The sequence below is a fragment of the Pseudomonas sp. BN505 genome (assembly GCF_029873175.1).
Classification (GTDB): Bacteria; Pseudomonadota; Gammaproteobacteria; order Pseudomonadales; family Pseudomonadaceae; genus Aquipseudomonas; species Aquipseudomonas putida.
In genome coordinates, this window is record NZ_SSOI01000027.1 from 198,494 (window position 1) to 222,071 (window position 23,578).

Genomic DNA, 23,578 nt, shown 5'->3' on the forward strand with positions numbered 1-23,578 from the left:
GTGCAGTGCCTCCATTGACTTTGTCCACGTGGAAGAGGGGGAGGGGCTTTGGCGTGGCGTTGGAGATATGACGATCGACCCCAATGAAGGTGCGATTTATGTCTATTACCATGTGATAACCCCGCACGGTGTGAAATATTTGTACGACAGACGCTTCGAGTTGTCGATGACGCACCTGGATACCTCGCGGTATCTCTTCAAGACACGTTCTGTTTCAACATTCGATGGCGATACGGCGGGAAGTAATATTCCATTCATGGCCCGTGGTTTTCAAGGGGGCATCATGACCTTCAATGCGTTCTCGGATTTTGAATACTACTTTAATGTGAATAACCTGGTGGTGGGGGTGTGCCACGTGCCGCGGTAGCAAATGTCGCGCTGCTCGGGCAGGTCTCGGCCGATGCTCGAGGGCTACGGTTATCAGGGCAGGGTAGTCGGTGTACAGGCGTTTGGTAAGAAAAAGTAAGGGCCAGGCGCCTGTTGAGATGGATAAGTAAGGCCAAGTAAGGTTGAAGTAAAGCCGGTCGCGTCATCGCGAGGTACTGTGCTGCTCAGGTTGAGCATGGTGCTCGATGGTCTGTACGTTCAAGTGCTCATGGCAGCGCAGGTCTTGTTGGCGTTGCTGTGCGATGTGGCAAATTTCAGGTTTACAAGGCTTTCAGGTATGCATGGGCGAAGTGTTGTTGGCAAGCATTTAGAAGGGTATCCGTACAGGAAACACGCGCTGGGTATTCGTAGCGTGGGGGTAGCGCCTTTTTTATTGGGTGTATTCGCTGTGTTTGCAGTGTGCGACCTGTCTTTGGCCGAAGATAGAAAGAGCTGTGAACAGCGCAGGGACGAGATTGCTCACGAAAGGGAACAGGCAATACGGTATGGGAATATATACCAGCAGAGAGGGTTGGAAGCTGCGTTGTCCCGGGTTCAGCTTTACTGCCGTGATGATGAGCCAAGCCCAAAAGAAGAACAGTTGTCTCGTGCACTGAAAGATGTTCACCGCAGGGAGGACCAGTTGGAAGCTGCGATAGAGTCCGGATCTGCCAGAATGATTCAAAGATACAAAAGAAAACTGGAGCAAGCGCAGGAGCGACTGCGTAGCGTTTCAGGGGAAGAAAAGTAGTTGCATTTTTTTAGTGAGCGATGACCACTGGGGCGTTTGATGAAGTCATTGATGAGTATGTGCCCGCTTTTATTTTCCTTTCTTGTTTCCGGTTGTACCGCGAGTGATTGGATTGAGGTGGCGGGCGGTGTCATGCAAGGGCGTGACGATTATAGTAAATCCCAGCGTGCTGAGCGCTTGAAGCGTGCTAATAATGCTGCGATGCGTATGAAGGGGGGAAACGTTGTTGAGTAATGTAATTAAATGGCTCGCGGGTGAGTGTAGTGAAGCGAAGGGTTGACGACGCTAACACTACCTCGGGTATTTTCCATTCAGGTTTAGTAATGCGCTATATATTTTCCTTGTCCATCTGTTGTTTTTTGGTTTTTTCCAGTCCTGCGATGGCGATGAATGATTTTTGGGCCGAAACCCTCATCTCCAGCACGAGCACTGCAACCACCTACTTGACCTCGCGAGATAAAAAGCTGATAGCAGCAACTCGAGATGATGCCAGCAGCTTTGTTGCGAGCGATGGCAATATCAAGGGGGTTTACCTTGAAGCTGCGATGGATAAATTTCGACAATCCCATCCGGACATAGCTGTCAGTGACATGGCCTTGGCTCAATTCATACTGGCCTACGAGCAGGATTACCCTTGAAGAACACCCATGTTGCATGAACCGAAGGCCGCAGCAGCGCACACTGCGGCCACAGGCAATTACACGCTGCGCGTCAGGCCGCCGTCTACCTTGATGTTCTGCCCGGTGATGTAGGCAGCGCCTTCGCTGGCCAGAAACGCGATGGTGGCGGCGATTTCCTCGCTGGTGCCATAGCGTTTGAGCGGCACGCTGTCGCGGCGTTGTTCGGTGGCCGGCAGGCTGTCGATCCAGCCGGGGAGCACGTTATTGATGCGCACGTTATCCCCGGCAAAAGTGTCGGCGAAGATCTTGGTGAATGCGGCCAGGCCCGAGCGGAATACAGCGGATGTCGGGAACAGCTCATTCGGCTCGAACGCCCAGGCGGTGGAAATGTTGATGATCACGCCACCCTTCTGGCGTTGCATGTAAGGCGTTACCAGGCGAGTAGGGCGAATGACATTCAACAGGTATGTGTCCATGCCCTTGTGCCAGTCCTCGTCGCTGATCTCCAGGATCGGTGCGCGCGGACCATGGCCGGCGCTGTTGACCAACACGTCGACGCGGCCCCACTTTTCCACCACGGCGTCGACCAGGCGTTTCAGGTCATCAACTGACTGGTTGCTGCCGGTTACGCCAATGCCGCCAAGCTCGGCAGCCAGTGCTTCGCCCTTGCCCGAAGAGGAAAGGATGCCAACCTTGAAGCCGTCAGCGGCCAGGCGCCGTGCTGCTGCCGCGCCCATACCACTACCACCGGCCGTGATAATCGCTACTTTTTCTACTGACATGCTGCCTCCAACGTGAACGGCTGATTGCTTAGGTGCAACCACCTTAGCAGCAGCCCCAGCGGTGAGGGAGGCAGCCAAACTTTACCGTGGCAGTAGATTAACTATTGTCAGCCTGTTGCTTGAGCCAGCGCTGCACAACGCCTAGCGACTCAGGCTGCTGCAGCTTGCGTGGCCACACCAGATAGAACGACTTATCGAGCCTCAGCTGCTGACCGAAGACCTGCACCAGCCTGCCCGCAACGATTTCATCGCTGACGAACGCCAGGCTGGCCAAAGCAATGCCTTGACCACTGATGGCCGCGTCGATGGCCAATGAAGTCTGATTGAACCGCAGGTTTTTCGCAGTCGGTTGGGTGTGTTGCGGGAACACTGCCGCAAGGTACTGAGGCCAGAAATTATGGGCATCGTGCAGCATGATGAATTCTTGAAGCTGCGCAAAGCTGGCGGGTGCATGAGTGCCTTCAAACAGCTTTGGGCTGGCCACGGCAACGATGCGCTGCTCCATCAGCAGTTCGCTGTTCAAACCCGCGCCGATTTCAGGCTTGCCATAGCGCACTGCGATATCCACGCCATCGGTGCTGAAGTGCGACAGCCGATCTGTGGCCAGCACACGCAGATCGATGTCTGGGTAGCTTTGCGCAAAGCTGCCCAGCCTCGGAATAAGCCATTTAGAGGCAAAGGTAGGGGTAACGCTGACCGTCAGGTGCGACGTCTGCGGTCGTAGCAGGCGGGTTGCCTCATCGATCATCGCCAAGGCGCTGCGAATGCTGGTGCTGTAACCCAGGCCCGCATCGGTCAGCGCCAGGCCCCGGGGCAGGCGCTCGAACAGGCGAAGGTTCAGGTTCGCCTCCAGCCCGCGTATCTGTTGCGCGACTGCCGCCTGGGTCACACCCAGTTCCTCGGCAGCCAGGCGAAAGTTCAGGTGGCGGGCAACCACTTCAAACACGCGTAACGCGTTAAGCGGGGGCAATTCTGGGAAACCGTTTGGCATGACGAGGGCAATGGCCGGGCTAGGAAGATTCACCGCCGAGGCTACTCCCTGAGCACCTTTAAAGAAACCCACGGCACCGTTGCCAATCCGGGTCCTTGCACCCCAAACCCTCTGTTCGCTGCTGCACAAATTCAGGGTCCGGCTTGACTCGTGAAAATTTTCATGTAATTTTTCATGAAAAATAACTCTAAAAATTTCACGGCAGCCCACTCGATGAAGATGCACGAAGAGGTTGAAGCCCTCGCGATCCTTATTCACGACCTGCGCAAATTCAAGAACCTGACCCTGGGCGAGCTGGCCGAGCGCATCAATCGCTCGGTCGGCTTCCTTTCTCAGGTCGAACGCGGTGTTTCGCGCCCTACCGTGGCGGACCTCACCGCCATCAGCGAAGCGCTCGGCGTATCCACCGCGTACTTCTACAACCTGAGCAAGCCCCGCAGCATTGGTTGGGTCACGCGCCCCCACGAGCGGCGCACGCTGTACCTGGAGTCGGGCATTACCGATGTGCTGGCTTCGCCCACCATCGCCGGTGCCTTCGCCATGCTCGACAGCCATCTGGAACCAGGCGCCACCAGTGGCGAGGCGTACCTGAGTGACCGTTCCGAGCAGGGTTGTTTCGTGCTTGAGGGCGAACTCACGGTATGGCTGGACGACGGCGAGGCCGTGACCCTGCAGGCCAACTACTGCTTCCAGGTGCAACCCCACGCGCAGTTCCGTTACGCCAACCTGACGGCAAAACCCACCCGCGTGCTCTGGGTCTTCAATTGAATTCGTTCACCTCACAAGGATAAGAAGATGAGTGTCATCTTTGCGGATCTGCTGGCTGAAGTGCGCTCGTTCCGAGCGGAGCACCCAGAAATTCGTTATGTCGACCTGATTGCGCTGGATATCCCCGGGCACTTCTACGGCAAGCGCTACCCCATGGACATGCTGGAGAAAGTCGCAGCCGGCGCGCCGCTGAAGCTGCCGCAGAACTGCGTGTTGTTGGGTACCCAGGGTGGCCTTTACCCGATTGGCGATTACTGCTTTGCCGACGGCGACCCGGATGCTGCCCGGCGCCTGGTGCCGGGTACCCTGAAGCCGGTGCGCTGGGAAAAGGAAGTGATTGCCCAGATGCTCATCACCTCCGACGGCACCGCCAAGCCTATCGAGTTCGAGCCCCGTGAAGTGCTGGCCCGCGTGATTCAGCGCCTGGCCAAACGCGGCATACGCCCGGTGGTGGCTTTCGAGCTGGAGTTCTACCTGTTCGACCGCAAGCTCGACAACGGCCTGCCACAGTACCCGCGGGACACGGCGACCGGGGACGAAGACGACCAGCCGAACATGCACATCGAGCGGCTTTCACGCTTCTCGTCGGTGCTGCACGAGATGGTCGATGGCGCCAGTGAGCAGGGCGTGCCGGCAAACGTCATCACCGCAGAGCTGGGCCCTGGCCAGTTCGAGATCAACTTCTCCCACAGCGACGATGCCCTGAGCGCGGCGGACTGGTCGGCGCTGTTCTGCCGCAGTACCCGCGGTATCGCCATGAAGCACGGCTACCGTGCCAGCTTCATGAGCAAGCCGTACCTGGACGCGCCGGGCAGCGGCATGCATGTGCACGTCAGCCTGTATGACGCTGCCGGCAACAACATCCTGGCCGGCGCTGAACAGCGCAAGCTGCGCCATGCGGTGGCGGGGTGCCTTGAGCTGCTGCCGCACTGCATGCCGATCTTCGCCCCCAACCACAATGCTTACCGCCGCTACGGCGCCATGGTGAACGCGGCGAGCAAGGCCAGCTGGGGCTTCGAAGACCGTGATGCGTGCATTCGCATCCCCGAGTCCGACCCGCGCAACCTGCGCATCGAACACCGCATCGCCGGTGCCGATGCCAACCCGTACCTGGTGTTGGCGGCCATCCTGACCGGCATGGAGCATGGCCTGGACCGCGGCGTCGAGCCCATCGCCCCGCTGAACGAAAACCGTCAGAGCGGCATCGATTTCCCCAAGGATGCCCTCAGCGCCCTGGCCGCCATGCGTCACCACCCGGTCGTCAACGAAGGCCTGGGCAGTGAGTTCGTGATGGTCTATTGCGAAAACAAATACCAGGAGCAACTGGACTTCATGCGCCATATCGATGCCCGCGAATACCGCTGGTTCCTGTAGGTGCCGAAGGTCGAACAGCGACGCTGCACCCTCCCTTTCAACACAACGCGCAATATGGATTTGCCGGAGGAAGATATGCCACGTGTGCCCGTTATCGGCATTACCGCATGCACCAGCATGATCGAGCTGCATGCAACCCAGACCATCAGCGAGAAGTACGCACGCGCGGCAGCCAAGGCAGCGTGTGGGCTGCCCATCGTGATTCCCAGCCTCGGTGAACTGATGGACAGCGCCGATATTCTCGACGTGGTGGATGGGCTGATCTTCACCGGTTCGCCGTCCAACATCGAGCCGTTCCACTACAACGGCGCGGCCAGTGCAGCGGGCACTCATCACGACCCGTTGCGTGATGCCACCACGTTGCCGCTGATGCGTGCGGCCATCGCCGCCGGCGTGCCGGTGCTCGGCATTTGCCGTGGCTTCCAGGAAATGAACGTGGCACTTGGCGGCACCCTGCACCAGAAGGTCCACGAGACCGGTGTGTTCATGGACCACCGCGAAGGCAAGGGTGAGCCCATCGACAAGCAGTATGGGCCGCGCCACCCCATGCATGTAGAGCCCGGCGGCCTGCTCGACCGCATGGGCTTGCCGGCGGTCTTCGATGTCAACTCCATCCATGGCCAGGGCATCGATGTACTGGCACCGGGGCTACGGGTGGAAGCGCTGGCACCCGATGGCCTGGTGGAAGCGATTTCGGTCGAGAACGGCAAGGGGTTTGCCCTGGCCGTGCAATGGCACCCCGAGTTCCAGGTCATGGACAACCCGCATTACCTGACCATCTTCCAGTCGTTTGGCAAGGCCTGCCGGCATCGCTCGGTATTGCGCCAGAGGCTGTTGCTGTCGGCCTGAACACCCACCGTTCCCAATTATCAAAGTACCCGCGCAGCCTGGCTGCGCAACTTGATGGAGTAGAAGTCAATGAGTGAAAAGAATTCGCAGACCCTTGCCTGGCAATCGATGAGCCGCGACCACCACCTGGCCCCGTTCAGCGATGTCAAACAACTGGCCGAGAAAGGCCCGCGCATCATCACCTCGGCCAAGGGCGTGTACCTGTGGGACAGCGAGGGCAACAAGATTCTTGATGGCATGGCGGGCCTGTGGTGCGTGGCGGTGGGCTACGGTCGCGATGAGCTGGCCGAGGTTGCCAGCCAGCAGATGAAGCAGCTGCCTTACTACAACCTGTTCTTCCAGACCGCGCACCCGCCTGCGCTGGAGCTGGCCAAGGCAATCGCCGATGTGGCGCCGCAAGGCATGAACCATGTGTTCTTCACCGGCTCCGGTTCCGAAGGCAACGACACCGTGCTGCGCATGGTGCGCCATTACTGGGCGCTGAAGGGCAAGAAGAACAAGAACGTCATCATTGGCCGCATCAACGGCTACCACGGCTCGACTGTGGCGGGGGCAGCATTGGGTGGCATGAGCGGCATGCACCAGCAGGGCGGGGTGATTCCGGATATCGTGCACATCCCGCAGCCATATTGGTTCGGCGAAGGCGGCGACATGACCGAGGCCGACTTCGGCGTGTGGGCGGCCGAGCAGTTGGAGAAGAAAATCCTCGAAGTTGGCGTGGACAACGTTGCCGCCTTCATCGCCGAGCCGATCCAGGGCGCCGGCGGTGTGATCATTCCACCGCAAACCTACTGGCCGAAGGTGAAGGAAATCCTGGCCAGGTACGACATCCTGTTCGTTGCCGACGAAGTGATTTGCGGTTTTGGCCGCACCGGTGAGTGGTTCGGTACCGACTACTACGACCTCAAGCCCGACCTGATGACCATTGCCAAGGGCCTGACCTCTGGTTACATCCCCATGGGCGGGGTGATCGTGCGTGACGAAGTGGCCAAGGTCATCAGCGAAGGCGGCGACTTCAACCACGGCTTCACCTATTCTGGCCACCCGGTGGCGGCTGCGGTGGGCCTGGAGAACCTGCGCATCCTGCGTGATGAGCAGATCATCCAGCAGGTGCACGATAAAACCGCGCCTTATCTGCAACAACGCCTGCGCGAACTGGCTGACCACCCGCTGGTAGGCGAAGTGCGCGGCCTGGGCATGCTCGGCGCAATCGAGCTGGTGAAAGACAAGGCCACCCGCGCCCGGTACGAAGGCAAAGGTGTCGGCATGATCTGCCGCCAGCACTGCTTCGACAACGGCCTGATCATGCGCGCCGTGGGCGACACCATGATCATCGCGCCGCCGCTGGTGATCAGTATCGAGGAGATCGACGAACTGGTTGAAAAAGCCCGCAAGTGCCTGGACCTGACCTACGAGGCTGTCCGCTGAAGACACCGGGGCTGCTGCGCAGCCCATCGCCGGCAAGCCAGCTCCCACAGGGGCCGCGCTGTTCTTGAGACATGCGCTGTACCTGTGTGGGCTTTAGCCGTGAACACCGGGTTGGACTCTTCGCGGGTGAACCCGCTCCCACAGGGCCAGCGCAATGCTTGAGGTTGGCACCGTACTTGTGGGAGCCCGGCTTGCCGGCGATGGGCCGCAAGACGGCCCCGGATTGCTTGCCTCACAGCCACAATTTGCTTTGTGAGATGAATCCTGTACTTTTCAAGGCATTATTTTCCCGTCTGAAAGTCGCGATTCAACTATGAAAGTGCACGAAGAAATCGAAGGCCTGGCAGTACTGATTCGCGACCTGCGCAAGTTCAAAGGCCTGACGCTGGGCGAGCTGGCTCAGCGTATTGGCCGTTCGGTGGGCTTTCTGTCTCAGGTCGAACGGGGCGTGTCGCGCCCGACCGTGGCCGACCTCACAGCCATCAGCGAAGAGCTCGGCGTCTCGACCGCCTACTTTTACAAACTGGACAAGCCCCGCGAGCTCGACTGGGTCACCCGCCCTCACGAGCGGCGCACGCTTCACCTGGCCGGTGGCATCACCGATGTGCTGGCATCCCCTACGATAACGGGCGCGTTCTCCATGCTCGATAGCCACCTGGAGCCAGGGGCGAGCAGTGGCGAGGAGTACCTGGACGACAGCTCGGAGCAGGGCTGCTTCGTGCTCGAAGGGGAGCTGACTGTGTGGCTGGGTGGCGGTGAGCCGGTCACGCTGAGGGCCAGTGACAGTTTTCAGCTGCAACCCCACGCCAGTTTTCGCTACGCCAACCTCACCGACAAGCCCACCCGCGTACTCTGGGTGTTCAGCTGAGAGGCGTTTGGATGCAGTTCACATAGGTAGCTGTTGGCCCGCTCGACAAGAAACGACCCATCGCAGACTATCAGACGCTTCCACAAGGATGCCCAGGAACGAATGCCATGGATTGCCTGCCGACGCTGTATACCGATCGCCTTGTACTCACGCCCCTGCGGCTGGAGGATGCACCTGTAATCCAGAAATTGTTCCCGCAATGGGAAGTTGTCCGCTACCTCGATCGTCGCGTCCCATGGCCATATCCGGAAGACGGTGCGCTGGTCTATGTGCGGGATATCGCCCTGCCTGCCATGGCTGCGGGCCGTGAATGGCACTGGATGATCCGCCTGCGCAACGAGGCTGACTGCACCATTGGCAGCATCAGTTTGCATGAGCAGCCTGGAAACAACAGAGGCTTCTGGCTTGCGCCGCAGTGGTGGGGCATGGGCTACATGCGCGAAGCCTGCAGGGTCATCAACGCCTATTGGTTCGAGGCGTTGTCACGCCCGCTCATGCAGGTTCCCAAAGCCGTTGCCAACCATGCCTCGCGCAAGGTTTCAGAGCATGAAGGCATGCGTAGGGTGAGTACCCGTGATGGATGTTTTGTTTCTGGGCCAATGCAGGTCGAGGTATGGGAGATGACACGCAGTGACTGGTTCGGCGGGTCGAAAACCGGGCACTAGCATGAGCATCCTGGTCACTCGACCAAGACAAGCCATGGCCAACGCTCCCGGTAGCTGGCGGCTTTCTCCCTGAACAAGCCTGGCCGTGGGTTCAGCTCGTTCATGTTCAGCAGATCGTGCTGCAGGTCATGCAGGCCATGGGTGCTGTACAACGTGCCCGTGCACACATCAACCCCAAGACAGGTCGAGCGGATCAGGTAGCGGTCGATGCCATCCGTGACCTTGAGCAATGGCGAGTAAGCACCGCCGAATTTCCCCTGGTACCACAGGTGGACGCGGGCCTGGTTGCGCACTTCCACGTTGACGCCCAAGTGCGCGCAGGCCTGCTGCACCCTGGTGATAACCCGGTCCTCTGCCTCCCAGGACACGTCGGCGTCGAAATAGGCGATGTCATAGTCCTTGATACCCCAGCCGGCAGGCAGCCCTGCGCGGTGGTTCCAGAAGGTCTGGAACAGGGCGCCTGCCACCAGCATGCAGTGGGGGATCTCCAGCGTTGCCAGCAGCGCCAGAAGTGCCCGGTTTACCGGGTTCTCGCGGATGATCGCCAGTACCTGCTCGTCAGTCAGTGAATGCATGGGCACCGTCCTTGATGGTTGCATTGCAGGGGCTGAGCTTACCTGAATGGCGTCAGGGCCATCACTGGGTGCCGTACAGTGCGCCGCTACACACGGGCGGGGTCAATACTTCCAGGTCACCGAAGCCGTAAGGTTGCGTGGCGCACCGTAGCTGGCGGTTGTCGCGTTGTTGTACAGCGACAGGAGGTATTTGCGGTCGGTGACGTTGTTCAGGTTCAGCGACGTGCTCCAGTTGCTGTCAATGTCGTAGCTGGTCATCAGGTCAACCAGACCGTAGGCGTTCTGGTGGATGGCGCTGTTGGTGTCGTTCTCGACGCCGGTCTGCCAGCTGACACGGGCGCCAACCTTCATCTGTGGCAGGGTCGGCAAGCGGTAAGTGACCATGCCGCGCAAGCTGTGGGCCGGCACATATTTGCGCGCACGCTCGCCGTTGTCATCGTCAATACGTACATAGGTGTAGCCGGCGAGCAGGTCGAGCCCTGGCGTCACTTCGCCGGACGCCTGCAGCTCTACGCCGTGGCTCTTGAAGTCGCCCGGAGTGTAAACCTCCTGAACCCCGTCGAATCCGGCATCCACGGCCACGTTGCGCTGCTCGGTCTTGAACAGCGCAGCGGTCAGGTGCAGGCGCTGGTCCATCACGCTGCCTTTTACCCCCACTTCCATGCTCTTGCCTTCCAGTGGGTCGAGCAGCTTGCCGTCGGTACCGACCACGTTGTATTGCGGGTTGTAGATCTTGGTCCAGCTGCCGTAGATGCTCCATGCCTCGTTCAGGTCGTAGACCAGGCCGGTGTAGGGCGTGACTTTGCCGTGGGCGCGCGTGGAGTGTTCTGAACCGTAGCTCTCGCCCTTGCCGTCGGCGCTGAGCATGCGTGCACCGGCTATCCAGTGCAGGTTATCGGCCAGGCTGAAGCGCGCACCGGCGAATACGCTTTTTTGCGTATCCTGGAAGTTCTGCGCCAGGTCGTCACTGGTGACGCCAAACGAGGGCATCGGCGTATTTCCCGCCAGGATGCCCGAGAACGAAGTGTTGAAGAAACTGCCATGCTCCAGGTCTTCGTCATACTCCTGGCCTTTTTGATGCGTGCGCCCGTACGCGGCACCGAAGGTCAGCTGGTGCTCGCGACCGAACAGGCTGAACGGGCCTTGCACCTTGGCCTCGCCCAGCAACTGGTGGGCCTCGCTGCGGGTGTGGTTGGCATACGCGTCGGCAACATCACCGGAGACGCCACCGACATAAAGCATGTTGGTGTTCTGCTTTTCCTGCTGCCCGGTGGCCGTGAGCGTGGCGTTCCAGTCATTGCCGAAATCATGCTTAAGCTCGACGAAGGCCCGCTGGGTGTGCAGATTCCAGTAGGTCCACGGCTGGCCGATGCTGTTGCTGCGCCCGCTGTAGTGGATGGCATTGCCGTCGTTGTCCACCAGTGGCAGGTTGCCCCAGGTGCTGCCGTTGGAATCACTGTTGTGCTGGGAGAAGCCCACAGTCACGGTGTCGGCGTCGGACACATCGAACGCCAGCAGGCCGGCAGCAACGTTGCGCTCGTGGCTGTAGCGGTCCATCCATGAGTTGCCCTTGTCGTGGGAGTAGATGAAGCGGCCGCGCACATTGCCGCTGTCGGTCAGCGGGCCTGCAACATCCACGTCGATACGGCGGCTGTCCCACGAGCCGACGCTGGTGTCGACCTGCGCCTGGAAGGTATCTGTCGGGCGTTTACGCACGAAGTTGACCGTGGCCGACGGGTTGCCGGCACCGCTCATCAAGCCATTGGCGCCGTGCAACACGTCGATCTGCTCGTACTCGGCCAGGTCCTGATCACCTACCAGCGTGCTGCTTACGAAGGGCATGCCCGTACCGTCGTATTCGAAGGTATTGATGTCGAAACCGCGCGAAGTGAATTCGGTACGGTCGGTTTCGGTTTGCTCGACGGTTACCGACGGTGCTGCGCGCAGTGCGTCCTTGATACCGGTGATCTTGAAATCGTCCAGCGCCTGGCGGGTGATGGTTGTCACGCCCTGCGGGGTCTGCTTGTCGGTCAGGCCCAGTTTGGTGGTGCTGGATGAAGCCCTGCCTTCGTAGCCCTGGCTCACGCCATCCACCATTTCGCTCGTGCTGTCGATCTGGGTCGCGGGCAGGGTGAGGTTGTCGGCGGCATGAACGACAGGCATGGCGCTGCATGCGCCGACCAGCAAGAGGCGGGCAGGGAGATGACGTTTCACGGGGAATTCCTGAGGCGGGGGGCTGGTAAAAGGGTTACGGATTTCGTGCGAATGAGAATCTACATCAAATGAGAGCATTTATTGATAAAAAATGTTTCATGCTTCTTCACTCTCGCGCGGTTGGGCCTCAATGGATGCCACATGGAAGTGGCGGCGCCGAACTTTGCGCCGTAACTGTGGGAGCGGGTTCACCCGCGAAGAATGCGACGCGGTGTATCACATCGGGTTGCCTAACGCATACCCGTATATGGGCAGCCGCCAGGGTTTGATTGCGATCAAGGCCCTGATGGATGACGCTCACATCGGCATGCGCAAAAAAACGCTGAGCTGGTCGCAAGCGGCGATGTTGCGCAGGCAACAGTGATCCGACAGCGTGTTTGACCACATGCAGTGAACATCGTCGGCGAATTCCACTAACCCGTTGAAAGTAGAGCAATCCAGCGGTTGGCACGCTTGCTGCTCATGCCTCTTTGAACCCCAAGGATTCTCAAGGAGCTTCCCCATGAGCCACGCCCCACTCAAGTTCGCCTACTGGGTCCCCAACGTCAGCGGTGGCCTGGTGGTCAGCACCATCGAGCAACGCACCAGCTGGGACATCGACTACAACCGCAAGCTTGCGCAAATCGCTGAAAAAGCCGGCTTCGACTACGCCCTGTCGCAAATCCGCTTCACCGCCGGCTATGGTGCCGACAACCAGCATGAGTCGGTCACCATCAGCCACGCGCTGCTGGCTGCCACGGAAAAGCTCAAGGTCATCGCCGCCATCCTGCCAGGGCCGTGGAACCCGGCGCTGGCGGCCAAGCAGTTGGCCAGCATCGACCAGTTCACCAATGGCCGCATCGCCATCAACGTGGTCTCGGGCTGGTTCAAGGGCGAGTTCCACGCCATTGGTGAGCCGTGGCTGGACCACGACGAACGCTATCGCCGTTCCGAGGAGTTCATCCGCGCGCTCAAGGGCATCTGGACGCAAGACAATTTCACCTTCAACGGCGACTTTTATCGCTTCCGTAACTACAACCTCAAACCCAAGCCGCTGCAGCAGCCGCACCCCGAGATCTTCCAGGGCGGCAGTTCGCGTGCGGCGCGGGACATGGCCGCGCGGGTGTCGGACTGGTACTTCACCAACGGCAACAGCGTGGAAGGGATCAAGGCCCAGGTCGATGACATCCGCGCCAAGGCCGCAGCCAACGGCCACTCGGTCAAGGTTGGGGTAAACGCCTTCATCATTGCCCGCAACACCGAGGAAGAGGCGCGGGCGGTGTTGCAGGAAATCATCGCCAAGGCCAACCCCGAGGCGGTGCGGGCGTTCGGCCACGAGGTAAAGCATGCCGGGGCAGCCAGCCCGGAGGGCGAGGGCAACTGGGCCAAATCCAGCTTCGAGGACCTGGTGCAGTACAACGATGGCTTCAAGACCAACCTGATCGGCACGCCTAAGCAAATTGCCGAGCGCATCGTTGCGCTGAAGGCGGTCGGGGTGGATTTGATCCTGTCCGGCTTCCTGCATTTCCAGGAGGAGGTGGCGTACTTTGGTGAGCACGTGTTGCCGCTGGTGCGTGAGCTGGAAGCCAAGCGCAGCGTAGACAAGGCAGTGGCCTGAGGCCTGTGTTGAATTACCGGGGGCGCTTTGCGCTCCTTCCCGGCCGGTTGCGCCTAGGCAAGGCTGCTCTCGCCGGGCATTAGCCTGGGGTAGTCATCGAAGCACCTGTACTGCTCTAAAATCCCGCATACCGTGCAGGGGTCGTAACACTTGGCGTCGGTTTCAGGATGCGCCTGGTCGTTCGCACGCAACCCCCTGGCGCCACAAGTGCCATGCTTGCAGGATGCCTTCGGACCAGCGTGCGCAGATGCGCGGCCGTGGGCAAGGAGGCCGTCAGCGCCGCGCAACCGTGACGTGGCCGACGCGCCGCAGCAGAACACGCCGGATACCTGCCCCCACAACAATTCAGGCGGGGTCCGTGATGCCGAGGTCCGCTGTATGCCTGATGAATTGCTCCACCTGCCCGTGATCCAGCGCATTCTGGCTCGCGACAAGGACGCCCCTGGTGCCTTGTTGCCTATCCTGCATGCCATCCAGCACGACATCGGTTTCATCCCCGATGCTGCTGTACCCGAAATTGCCCATGCCCTGAACCTCAGCCTGGCTGAAGTGCGCGGGGTGATCAGCTTCTACCACGACTTTCGTACATCGCCACCGGCGCGCCACACCTTGCGCCTGTGCCGCGCCGAGTCGTGCCAGAGTCGTGGCGCCGAGGCCCTGGCCGCGCAACTGCGCGATCAGCTGGCACTGGACGACCATGGCACCAGCGCCGACGGTGCCATCAGCCTGCGCCCGGTGTACTGCCTGGGTGCCTGCGCCTGCTCGCCGGCCCTGGAACTGGACGGCCAGGTGCATGCGCGGCTTACCCCTGAGCGCCTGCGTGCATTGGTAAACGCTTGCCGGGAGGACGCCGCATGCTGAAGCTCTACATCCCGTGCGATTCGGTGGCCTGTGCCGTGGGGGCCGACCAGGTTGCCGATGCCTTGCAGCGCGAGGCCGAGCGCCGCCAGTTGCCGTTGGATATCCAGCGCACCAGCTCTCGCGGGCTGTACTGGCTGGAGCCGCTGATCGAGTGCGACAGTGCGCAAGGGCGCCTGGGCTTCGGCCCGGTTACCCCACAAGACGTGCCGGCATTGCTCGACGCCCTGGCCGGTGAGCCAGGTGGCCACTCGCTGGCGTTGGGGCTGGTCGAAGAAATCCCTTACCTGAAAACCCAGCAGCGGTTGCTGTTCGCCCGCGCCGGCATTTCCCGCCCGTTGTCGCTGGACGACTATCGCGCCCATGGTGGCTTCGCGGGCCTTGAAGCGGCCGTGGCCCTGAACGGTGCCGAAGTGGTCGCGGCCGTGCTCGACTCCGGCCTGCGTGGCCGTGGCGGTGCGGCGTTCCCGGCCGGCATCAAGTGGCGCACCGTGCGCGACGCCGGGGCTGGGCAGAAGTACGTGGTGTGCAACGCCGACGAGGGCGACTCCGGCACCTTTGCCGACCGTATGCTGATGGAAGGCGACCCCTTCCTGCTGATCGAGGGCATGATCATTGCCGGCCTCGCAGTGGGGGCCGACAAGGGCTACATCTATGTGCGCTCGGAATACCCGGATGCCATCCGCGTGCTCGACCAGGCCTTGGCAATCGCCCGTGATGCCGGCTACCTCGGCACCGACGTAGCCGGCAGCGGCCAGGCGTTCGACCTGGAAGTACGGGTGGGTGCCGGCGCCTACATCTGCGGCGAAGAAACTGCGCTGCTCGAATCCATCGAGGGCAAGCGTGGCATTGTCCGTGCCAAGCCGCCACTGCCCGCGCTGCAAGGCCTGTTCGGCCTGCCCACACTGGTGCACAACGTGCTCACCCTGGCTTCAGTGCCCATCATCCTCGCCAAGGGGGCAGCGTTCTATCGCGATTTCGGCATGGGCCGGTCGCTGGGCACCATGCCTTTCCAGCTGGCCGGCAATATCCGCCAGGGCGGCCTGGTGGAGCGTGCGTTCGGCCTGACCCTGCGCGAGCTGGTGGAGGGCTACGGCAGCGGTACGGCCAGTGGCCGGCCGCTGAAGGCTGCGCAGGTCGGCGGCCCGCTCGGCGCCTGGGTACCCCCCAGCCACTTCGACACCCCGCTGGACTATGAAGCCTTCGCCGCCATGGGCGCGATGCTCGGCCACGGCGGTGTGGTGGTGGCCGACGACACCCTGAACATGGCCAGCATGGCGCGCTTCGCCCTGCAGTTCTGCGCCGAAGAATCCTGCGGCAAGTGCACCCCATGCCGCATCGGCTCCACCCGTGGCATGGAGGTGGTCGACCGGTTGATCGCAACAACTGACTTCGCCGAGCGCCACGACCAGGCCCTGTTGCTGCGCGACCTCTGCGACACCATGCAGTACGGCTCGCTGTGCGCCATGGGCGGCATGACTGCCTACCCGGTGGCCAGCGCCCTCAAGTACTTCCCCGCCGATTTTGGGCTGACCACCACGGAGGCCGCGCAGTGATCAATTTCTTCGACCCCGCTTCTGATAAAAGTAGCGACTTCGGCACACCGGCCCGTGACAGCGAAGTGCAGGTCAGCCTGAGCATCGATGGCCGCGCGATCAGCGTACCTGCCGGCACCTCGGTAATGCGCGCTGCGGCCATGCTCGGCACCAGCATCCCCAAACTGTGTGCCACCGACAGCCTCGAAGCCTTCGGCTCATGCCGCATGTGCATGGTGGAGATCGAAGGCATGCGCGGCTACCCGGCGTCCTGTACCACGCCGGTCAGCGAAGGCATGGTGGTGCGTACCGAAACGCCACGCTTGGCCGGCCTGCGCCGCAACGTGATGGAGTTGTACATTTCCGATCACCCGCTGGACTGCCTGACGTGCTCGGCCAACGGCAACTGCGAGCTACAGACCGTGGCCGGCCAGGTGGGCCTGCGCGAGGTGCGCTACGGCTACGACGGCGCCAACCACCTGGCCGAGAAAAAGGACGTATCCAACCCGTATTTCGATTACGAGCCCAGCAAGTGCATCGTCTGCAGCCGCTGCGTGCGCGCCTGCGAAGACATCCAGGGCACCTTCGCCCTGACCATCACCGGCCGCGGTTTCGAGTCGCGGGTGGCGGCAGCGGGTGGCGATAACTTCCTCGCCTCCGAATGCGTGTCGTGCGGCGCCTGCGTACAGGCCTGCCCAACCGCGACGCTGACGGAAAAGAGCCTGGTGCAGCTTGGTCAGCCTGAGCGTTCGGTTATCACCACCTGCGCCTACTGCGGGGTCGGTTGTTCGTTCCGCGCCGAAATGAAAGGCGACCAGCTGGTGCGTATGGTCCCGGACAAGAACGGTGGCGCCAACCACGGCCACGCCTGCGTCAAGGGCCGCTTTGCCTGGGGCTATGCCACCCACCCGGATCGCATCACCAAGCCGATGATCCGCAAGCGCCTGGAAGACCCGTGGCAGGAAGTGAGCTGGGACGAAGCGGTAACCTACGCTGCTAGCGAGTTCCGCCGCATCCAGCTCAAGTACGGGCGCGATTCCATCGGTGGCATTACCTCCAGCCGCTGCACCAACGAAGAAGCCTATCTGGTGCAAAAACTGGTGCGTACGGCGTTTGGCAACAACAACGTCGATACCTGCGCGCGGGTGTGCCACTCGCCCACCGGCTATGGCCTCAAGCAGACCCTGGGTGAGTCGGCCGGCACGCAAAGCTTCGATTCGGTGATGCAGGCAGACGTGGTGCTGGTGATTGGCGCCAACCCCACCGACGCTCACCCGGTGTTCGGCTCGCAGCTCAAGCGCCGCCTGCGTCAGGGCGCGCGGCTGATCGTGATAGACCCACGGCGCATCGACCTGGTCGACTCGCCGCACGCCCGCGCCGAGCTGCACCTGCAACTGCGCCCTGGCACCAACGTGGCCATGCTCAACGCCCTGGCCCACGTGATCGTCACCGAGGGCCTGCTGGCCCAGCGTTTCATCGATGCCCGCTGCGAAACCGAAGACTTTGCCCGCTGGCGCGACTTCGTCAGCCAGGCAGACAACGCCCCCGAGGTGCTGGGCCCGGTCTGTGGCGTGCCCGCCGAGCAGATCCGCGCCGCGGCGCGCCTGTATGCCACCGGTGGCAACGCGGCCATCTACTACGGTCTGGGCGTGACCGAGCACAGCCAGGGCAGCACTGCGGTGATGGGTATCGCCAACCTGGCCATGGCCACCGGCAATATCGGCCGTGAAGGGGTAGGGGTGAACCCGCTGCGTGGTCAGAACAACGTGCAGGGTTCGTGCGACATGGGCTCGTTCCCCCACGAGCTGCCCGGCTATCGGCATATTTCCAACGAGGGCGTGCGCGCCGAGTTCGAGCGCGCCTGGGGCGTGACCTTGCAGCCCGACCCGGGCCTGCGCATCCCCAACATGTTCGAGGCAGCGCTGGACGGCAGCTTCAAGGCCCTTTACTGCCAGGGCGAGGATATCGCCCAGAGCGACCCCAACACCCAGCACGTCACGGCGGCCTTGCGCGCCATGGAATGTGTGGTGGTGCAGGACATCTTCCTCAACGAAACGGCCAAATTCGCCCATGTGTTCCTGCCGGGCAGCTCGTTCCTGGAAAAGGACGGCACCTTCACCAACGCCGAGCGGCGCATTTCGCGGGTGCGCAAGGTGATGGAGCCGCTGGCCGGCAAGGCTGACTGGGAAGGGACCGTAGCCTTGGCCAACGCCTTGGGCTACCCGATGAACTACCGCCACCCGTCCGAGATCATGGACGAGATTGCCCGCCTGACGCCGACCTTCCGCCGCGTCAGCTACGCGGAAATCGACCGCCATGGCAGCCTGCAGTGGCCGTGCAACGACGCGGCGCCGGATGGCACGCCGACCATGCATATCGACCAGTTCGTGCGTGGCAAGGGCCGCTTCATGCTCACCGGCTATGTGCCCACCGACGAAAAGGTCAACAACCGCTACCCGTTGCTGCTCACCACCGGGCGCATCCTCAGCCAGTACAATGTCGGCGCCCAGACCCGGCGTACCGGCAACGTCGCCTGGCATGACGCCGACCGCCTGGAAATCCACCCGACCGACGCCGAAAGTCGCGGCATCCAGGACGGTGACTGGGTGGGCATCGGCAGCCGCGCGGGGCAGACCGTGCTGCGTGCCAAGGTCAGTGCACGGGTAGCGCCGGGGGTGGTGTACACCACGTTCCACTTCCCCGAGTCGGGGGCTAACGTGATCACCACGGACAACTCCGACTGGGCCACCAACTGCCCCGAATACAAGGTGACGGCAGTGGAAGTGGTGAAAGTGTTCCAGCCATCGGAGTGGCAAAAGCGCTATCAGGACTTCAGTGACGAACAGCGCCGCCTGCTGAAGGAACGCCGTACATCGGAGAAAGCCGAGGTGCGCCGATGAGCAGCGATAACCTGGTCAAGATGGCCAACCAGATTGCCCATTACTTCGACAGCGAGCCAAACCGGGCGCTGGCGGTGCAAGGGGTGCGCCAGCATTTGCAAAGCTTCTGGACGCCGGCCATGCGCCGGCAGCTGGCAGAATGGATCGAGGCCAATGCAGGAGAGGGGCTGGACCCGAAGGTGCTGGAGGCAATGACGTAGCGGATTGGCGCGGTCCTGCAGGGACCGCGCCAATTGTGGAACTTGCGTCAGCCGCGGGCTAGTTCGGCCTGGTGGGCTATGGCTTCTTCGCTCTTGAGCACCAGCACATCCCCCTCAAGCGCATCCAGTACCACCTCCGAAGTATTGCCAATCAACGCCCCGGAAATCCCCGTGCGGCACACCGTACCAATCACCGTCACCACCGCCTCGAGCTTCTTCTCGGTATGCGGAATCAGCACATCCGCCGGCCCTTCGGCCACATGCAGGCATTCTTCGCTGATGCCGTACTCGGCCTGGAACGCCTTGCACGCTTCGCGGTAGCGCTGTTCGATGGTCTCGCTCAGCTGGTAGGTCGGGTCGGAGGCCGACAGCATTGGCGACGGGTGGGCGCTGATGACATGCAGTTCGCCCTTGGCCAGTTTGGCAATCTCGAAGCCATGGTCGATGATGCTGGCATGCAGGCGGCGATGGTCTTCGTCCTGGTTGCCCACGTCCACCGCGGCCAGAATCTTGCCACCAGTCCACGGCCGTTCGCTCTTGACCATCAGCACGGCGCACGGGCACTGGCGCAGCAGCTTCCAGTCACTGGGGGTGAGCAAGGCTTTTTTCAGCGGGTTGTCCGGGCGGTGTTCCTTGATCACCAGCTCGCAGCCCTCGGCCTGCTGCACATAGATGATGGTGTCGTGCAGGTTGTCGCGCCAGGCCTCCTCGTGGGTGACGTTGTCGTACCCGTCATCGTGCAACTGGCTACTCAGCAGGCTAAGCAGTGCAGTGTGGTCATGATTTTTGTCGCACATCAGCAGGTGCAGGCGTGCGCCAGTGACGCCGGCAATCAGCTTGGCCCGGGTCAGCGCCCGGCTGTGGGCGTGCTCGGGGTCGAGGACGACGAGGATGCTGCGGACGGCTTGCATGGGCGTTAGCTCCCTTCAAAGGTGGCGACCAATGCCTGACTATAGACGGCGCGCCCCCCGCTGGCGCTTGATGTACATCAACAAGCATAGTCACTGGCGCCGCCCGTCGCCGCCGGTATAATCGGCGGCCCTGCCTGTTCTGTGTGGTTGCACGCTTATGTCCCTGATCCCCGAAATCGATGCCTTTCTTGGCTGCCCGACGCCAGACGCCTGGATCGAAGCGGCGCTCGCCGACCAGGAAACCCTGCTCATCGACCACAAGAACTGCGAATTCAAGGCCGCGAGCACTGCCTTGAGCCTGATGGCCAAGTACAACACCCACCTCGACCTGATCAACATGATGTCGCGCCTTGCCCGCGAGGAGCTGGTGCACCACGAACAGGTGCTGCGCCTGATGAAGCGCCGTGGCGTGCCACTGCGGCCGGTGTCGGCGGGCCGCTATGCCTCGGGGCTGCGCCGCCTGGTGCGCGCCCACGAGCCGGTCAAGCTGGTGGACACGCTGGTGGTGGGGGCGTTCATCGAGGCACGCAGTTGCGAGCGCTTTGCCGCGCTCGTGCCGCACCTGGACGAAGAATTGGGCCGCTTCTATCACGGCCTGCTGAAAAGCGAAGCGCGCCATTACCAGGGCTACCTGAAACTGGCGCACAACTACGGTGATGAGGCGGACATCGCCCGCCGGATTGAACTGGTACGCGCTGCGGAAATGGAGCTGATCCAGTCTCCGGACCAGGAACTGCGCTTCCACAGCGGTATCCCGCAAGCGCTGGCCGCCTGATTCGCACCAGGCGGCCCAGGCTTCAGTTGCGCCGCCCCAGCAGCAGGCCCACCACCAGCCCCAGGCCGGCGGAAATGGCGACGGTCTGCCAATGGTGGCCGCCGATGTAGTCCTGGGTGGCGTCCACCACCGGTTGCGCTTTGTCGCGCATAGTGCCAGCGGCCTGGCGTGCCTGTTTCAGTTTCAGGCTGACCTGCGCTCGCAGGGTTTCTGCTTCTTCGCCGACCAGGGCGGCGCTGTCGTTCAGCAGCTTTTCCGATTCTTCGATCAGCGATTGCAGTTCGCTGAATACCTGGTCCTTGATCTGATCGCTGTCCGCCAGTGTGGCGTTTTTACGGGCCATGAACTCGTCCTCGTTGATGGGGTGGTGTGAACAATGGATGCCGCTGCGTCGGGAAAGTTGCGGTGGCTTTCCGATGTTGCGTTGCCTGGGTGTAAGATAGCGGCCATTTTCAAACTTGCAGGTACCTTCATGAGTTTCAATCTGGCCAACATGAGCTTCGAGGAACGGGCGCAGATCGAGGCAGAGAAGGCGCGGCTGTTCGAGATGTGGCAGAGCAGCCTGGGCAAGGCCAAGGGCGATGCGGCCCGGCTGATCGCCGAAAAGCCCCGGCGCAAGGGTAAATGGGCCGAGTGGGTGCGCGCCGAACTGGAGAGCATGTCGCCGCCCGAATACGCCAGCATGGTGCGCAGCGAAGTCAACAAGCTGATGGCCGCCGCCAGCGCCAGCCGCTGAATACCCCTGGCGGGTGCTTACCAGGTCGCGCCTTTTGGCAGGTCCAGCTTGCCCTCGTCAGTAAAGCGCACGGTCCCCAGCAATCCGCCCGCCAGCTTGCCGCGCAGCTTGTAGGGCAAACCCTTCAGTGAGTCCACCGTGCCCAGCCCATAGGCTTGGCGCAGGAAGGAAAACGCCGTGATGCTCACCGGCACCACGATCACCGCTTCGTCATAGCGGCCAATGTGCCCCTGCTGGTCGCTGACCCCGGCGGCCAGCGGCTGGCCGTTCACTTCCAGGTTCAGGGCAATGCCGTTGTAGTCGATCGGCGACTCGTTAGGGTTTTGCACGCGCATTTTCACCGCCATGCGCAGTTCCAGTTCTTGGCCGGGCAGCGGCTCGATGCCGATCACGCTGATGTTGACCGGGTCGCGTGGCTGGAACAGTGCGCAGGCACCCAGGCCATACGCCATCAGCAGGACGAGAAACAGACGGCTACAGCGGTGCAGGCGGGCAGTCATTGCGGGCGACCTTGCCAGAGTGAGCGAACCGCCAGTGTGGCAAATGCGCGTCGGCGTTGAAAGTCTCCTTGCAGATGAAAGATACTGTTTCTCATTAACGCCCGATAACTCATCCTGCTGGCAGTGCCCAAACCCATGCTGACGTCACCCGTGTCGGGCCTGCTGGCGACTTTCCAGGAGCACTACGACGACCTGTTGCAGTTCCTGACGCGGCGCATGAGCGACCGCCAGCGCGCAGCCGACGTGGCGCAGGAAACCTACCTGAAGCTGGTGAAAGTCGATGAACAGGCGGTGCCGGTGCTGCACGCCCGCAGCTTCATCTTCCGCGTGGCCGGTAACCTGGCAATTGATGCCTTGCGCCGTGAGCAGCGCCTGGCTGCCAGCCATGACGACTGTGACGGGACCGGTGAACTGACCTGCCCGGCGCCAGCGCCCGAGGCGACGTTGCTGGCCCGTGAGCGCCTGCAAATCCTTGACGATGCGCTGCTGAAGCTGCCCGACAATGCCCGCCAGGCGTTGTTGCTGAACCGCGTCGAAGGCCTGACCCAGGCGCAGATTGCACAGCGGCTGGGGGTTTCCGAGAGCATGGTGGCCAAATATATCGGCCAGGCCCTGCGTCATTGTCGCGACTGGCTCAAGCAGGCCGGTGTGGCGGCCTCCGTGGTGTTGCTGGTTGCCGCTGTGGCGGGCTGGCAGCAGGCACCGGTGTTGTTGGCGGACTACCACACCGCTGTGGGTGAACGGCAGGTGATTACCCTGGCGGACGGCACGCGGGTGACGCTGAACAGCGCCAGTGCGCTGAGTGTGGTGTTCAGTGAGCACGAACGCCGTGTGGTGCTGGCTGCCGGTGAGGCCTTGTTCGAGGCCACGGATGATCCGCGGCCGTTTGTGGTCGATACGGCAGGCGAGCGGGTGCAGGGTGGTGCCGCCACCTTCAGCGTGCGTCGCGATGGCCGCGTGGTGTTGGCACGCGGTGAAGCCAAGGTCGGCGAACATGAACTGGCGGTGGCGGCCGATGCCGGTGCGCAGATGGCCTGGCAGCGCGGCAAGCTGATCTTCAACGGCAAGCCGCTGGGCCAGGTGCTGATGGAGCTTGAGCGTTACCGGCATGGGCGCATCGTGCTGTCCGACAGCAAGCTGGCGGCGATGGAGGTGAGCGGGGTGTTTGACCTGGACGAGCCTGAAGCACTGCTGCGCACGCTTGAGCAGCGGTATGGGCTGAAGGTTACCTACCTGCCGTGGTTGGCTGTGGTTCATTGATCAGCAGGCATGTGCGATTCCTGTAGGAGCAGCCTTGTGCTGCGAAGAGGCCGGC

General features: G+C 61.8%; 25 protein-coding genes. 18 read left to right on the plus strand and 7 right to left on the minus strand.

Going from position 1 to position 23,578, the window contains the following annotated elements; all coding sequences use genetic code 11:
- Nucleotides 1-67: 67 nt before the first annotated feature.
- The 3 genes from E8E78_RS06840 (at nt 68) to E8E78_RS06850 (ending at nt 1,755) form a co-directional block, all read left to right on the plus strand.
- Nucleotides 68-367, plus strand: a complete 300-nt coding sequence (locus E8E78_RS06840) for a hypothetical protein (protein ID WP_229609247.1) — start codon at nt 68-70, stop codon at nt 365-367.
- 198 nt (nt 368-565) lie between these two features.
- The gene (locus tag E8E78_RS06845; RefSeq protein ID WP_162465312.1) at nt 566-1,117 is read left to right on the plus strand and encodes a DUF1090 family protein; all 552 of its coding nucleotides are present in this window, start codon (nt 566-568) and stop codon (nt 1,115-1,117) included.
- Between the two features lie 323 nt (nt 1,118-1,440).
- A complete protein-coding gene (locus E8E78_RS06850) occupies nt 1,441-1,755 on the plus strand; it encodes a DUF2388 domain-containing protein (RefSeq protein ID WP_059396101.1) in 315 nt (104 codons plus the stop codon).
- Nucleotides 1,756-1,814: 59 nt separating this feature from the next.
- On the opposite strand, the gene E8E78_RS06855 is transcribed toward E8E78_RS06850, so the two are convergent.
- Together E8E78_RS06855 and E8E78_RS06860 are read right to left on the minus strand one after the other, a co-directional pair.
- Nucleotides 1,815-2,519: an SDR family oxidoreductase gene (locus E8E78_RS06855; protein WP_059396102.1), complete on the minus strand. Its 705-nt coding sequence runs from the start codon at nt 2,517-2,519 to the stop codon at nt 1,815-1,817.
- 97 nt (nt 2,520-2,616) lie between these two features.
- Nucleotides 2,617-3,510 (minus strand): LysR substrate-binding domain-containing protein, encoded by an 894-nt coding sequence (locus E8E78_RS06860; protein WP_041167801.1) that lies wholly within the window; start codon nt 3,508-3,510, stop codon nt 2,617-2,619.
- Nucleotides 3,511-3,723: 213 nt separating this feature from the next.
- Here E8E78_RS06860 and E8E78_RS06865 point away from each other — a divergent pair, with 213 nt between their 5' ends.
- From E8E78_RS06865 to E8E78_RS06890, 6 genes are all read left to right on the plus strand, one after another.
- The gene (locus tag E8E78_RS06865; protein ID WP_280312826.1) at nt 3,724-4,278 is read left to right on the plus strand and encodes an XRE family transcriptional regulator; all 555 of its coding nucleotides are present in this window, start codon (nt 3,724-3,726) and stop codon (nt 4,276-4,278) included.
- Nucleotides 4,279-4,305: 27 nt separating this feature from the next.
- On the plus strand, nt 4,306-5,652 hold the full coding sequence (locus tag E8E78_RS06870) for a glutamine synthetase family protein (RefSeq protein WP_059396103.1): 1,347 nt from the start codon (nt 4,306-4,308) through the stop codon (nt 5,650-5,652).
- Between the two features lie 75 nt (nt 5,653-5,727).
- Nucleotides 5,728-6,501, plus strand: coding sequence for a gamma-glutamyl-gamma-aminobutyrate hydrolase family protein (locus tag E8E78_RS06875; protein ID WP_049273541.1), 774 nt, complete (start codon nt 5,728-5,730; stop codon nt 6,499-6,501).
- 69 nt (nt 6,502-6,570) lie between these two features.
- Nucleotides 6,571-7,929, plus strand: a complete 1,359-nt coding sequence (locus E8E78_RS06880) for an aspartate aminotransferase family protein (protein ID WP_016500675.1) — start codon at nt 6,571-6,573, stop codon at nt 7,927-7,929.
- 313 nt (nt 7,930-8,242) lie between these two features.
- Entirely contained in the window at nt 8,243-8,797 is a 555-nt protein-coding gene (locus tag E8E78_RS06885; protein ID WP_016485777.1) for an XRE family transcriptional regulator, read from the plus strand.
- A gap of 107 nt (nt 8,798-8,904) precedes the next feature.
- The gene (locus E8E78_RS06890) at nt 8,905-9,462 is read left to right on the plus strand and encodes a GNAT family N-acetyltransferase (protein ID WP_049273542.1); all 558 of its coding nucleotides are present in this window, start codon (nt 8,905-8,907) and stop codon (nt 9,460-9,462) included.
- Between the two features lie 14 nt (nt 9,463-9,476).
- On the opposite strand, the gene E8E78_RS06895 is transcribed toward E8E78_RS06890, so the two are convergent.
- Nucleotides 9,477-10,037 carry a nucleotidyltransferase family protein gene (locus E8E78_RS06895; protein WP_049273544.1) on the minus strand — a complete coding sequence of 187 codons (561 nt, stop codon included), beginning with the start codon at nt 10,035-10,037 and terminating at the stop codon, nt 9,477-9,479.
- Between the two features lie 102 nt (nt 10,038-10,139).
- Nucleotides 10,140-12,200, minus strand: coding sequence for a TonB-dependent siderophore receptor (locus E8E78_RS06900; RefSeq protein WP_230676159.1), 2,061 nt, complete (start codon nt 12,198-12,200; stop codon nt 10,140-10,142).
- A 181-nt stretch (nt 12,201-12,381) separates the two neighbouring features.
- Here E8E78_RS06900 and E8E78_RS06905 point away from each other — a divergent pair, with 181 nt between their 5' ends.
- The 6 genes from E8E78_RS06905 (at nt 12,382) to E8E78_RS06930 (ending at nt 19,341) form a co-directional block, all read left to right on the plus strand.
- The gene (locus E8E78_RS06905; protein WP_131812287.1) at nt 12,382-12,615 is read left to right on the plus strand and encodes a hypothetical protein; all 234 of its coding nucleotides are present in this window, start codon (nt 12,382-12,384) and stop codon (nt 12,613-12,615) included.
- Nucleotides 12,616-12,753: 138 nt separating this feature from the next.
- Nucleotides 12,754-13,848: a dimethylsulfone monooxygenase SfnG gene (gene sfnG, locus E8E78_RS06910; protein WP_049273546.1), complete on the plus strand. Its 1,095-nt coding sequence runs from the start codon at nt 12,754-12,756 to the stop codon at nt 13,846-13,848.
- 378 nt (nt 13,849-14,226) lie between these two features.
- Nucleotides 14,227-14,709: a formate dehydrogenase subunit gamma gene (locus tag E8E78_RS06915; protein ID WP_016500667.1), complete on the plus strand. Its 483-nt coding sequence runs from the start codon at nt 14,227-14,229 to the stop codon at nt 14,707-14,709.
- On the plus strand, nt 14,703-16,262 hold the full coding sequence (locus E8E78_RS06920) for a formate dehydrogenase beta subunit (protein ID WP_059396106.1): 1,560 nt from the start codon (nt 14,703-14,705) through the stop codon (nt 16,260-16,262). The genes E8E78_RS06915 and E8E78_RS06920 overlap by 7 nt, the downstream gene beginning before the upstream one ends.
- Complete coding sequence (gene fdhF, locus E8E78_RS06925) at nt 16,259-19,141, plus strand: formate dehydrogenase subunit alpha (protein ID WP_059396107.1); 2,883 nt, start codon at nt 16,259-16,261, stop codon at nt 19,139-19,141. Before E8E78_RS06920 ends, fdhF begins: the two co-directional genes overlap by 4 nt.
- Nucleotides 19,138-19,341 carry a formate dehydrogenase subunit delta gene (locus E8E78_RS06930; RefSeq protein ID WP_049273551.1) on the plus strand — a complete coding sequence of 68 codons (204 nt, stop codon included), beginning with the start codon at nt 19,138-19,140 and terminating at the stop codon, nt 19,339-19,341. The genes fdhF and E8E78_RS06930 overlap by 4 nt, the downstream gene beginning before the upstream one ends.
- Nucleotides 19,342-19,388: 47 nt before the next feature.
- On the opposite strand, the gene E8E78_RS06935 is transcribed toward E8E78_RS06930, so the two are convergent.
- The gene (locus tag E8E78_RS06935; RefSeq protein WP_280312817.1) at nt 19,389-20,252 is read right to left on the minus strand and encodes a universal stress protein; all 864 of its coding nucleotides are present in this window, start codon (nt 20,250-20,252) and stop codon (nt 19,389-19,391) included.
- Between the two features lie 157 nt (nt 20,253-20,409).
- Between E8E78_RS06935 and miaE the strand changes: the two genes are divergently transcribed.
- Complete coding sequence (gene miaE, locus E8E78_RS06940; RefSeq protein ID WP_016500662.1) at nt 20,410-21,027, plus strand: tRNA isopentenyl-2-thiomethyl-A-37 hydroxylase MiaE; 618 nt, start codon at nt 20,410-20,412, stop codon at nt 21,025-21,027.
- Between the two features lie 22 nt (nt 21,028-21,049).
- Here the strand turns inward: miaE and E8E78_RS06945 are convergent, their stop codons facing one another.
- Nucleotides 21,050-21,370, minus strand: a complete 321-nt coding sequence (locus E8E78_RS06945; RefSeq protein WP_280312815.1) for a DUF883 family protein — start codon at nt 21,368-21,370, stop codon at nt 21,050-21,052.
- Nucleotides 21,371-21,499: 129 nt separating this feature from the next.
- On the opposite strand from E8E78_RS06945, the gene E8E78_RS06950 reads away from it, so the two are divergent.
- Nucleotides 21,500-21,763, plus strand: coding sequence for a hypothetical protein (locus tag E8E78_RS06950; RefSeq protein ID WP_016500660.1), 264 nt, complete (start codon nt 21,500-21,502; stop codon nt 21,761-21,763).
- Between the two features lie 17 nt (nt 21,764-21,780).
- On the opposite strand, the gene E8E78_RS06955 is transcribed toward E8E78_RS06950, so the two are convergent.
- Nucleotides 21,781-22,263: an LEA type 2 family protein gene (locus E8E78_RS06955; RefSeq protein ID WP_016500659.1), complete on the minus strand. Its 483-nt coding sequence runs from the start codon at nt 22,261-22,263 to the stop codon at nt 21,781-21,783.
- A 135-nt stretch (nt 22,264-22,398) separates the two neighbouring features.
- Here E8E78_RS06955 and E8E78_RS06960 point away from each other — a divergent pair, with 135 nt between their 5' ends.
- Complete coding sequence (locus tag E8E78_RS06960) at nt 22,399-23,523, plus strand: sigma-70 family RNA polymerase sigma factor (RefSeq protein WP_114942168.1); 1,125 nt, start codon at nt 22,399-22,401, stop codon at nt 23,521-23,523.
- The last annotated feature ends 55 nt before the right edge of the window (nt 23,524-23,578 follow it).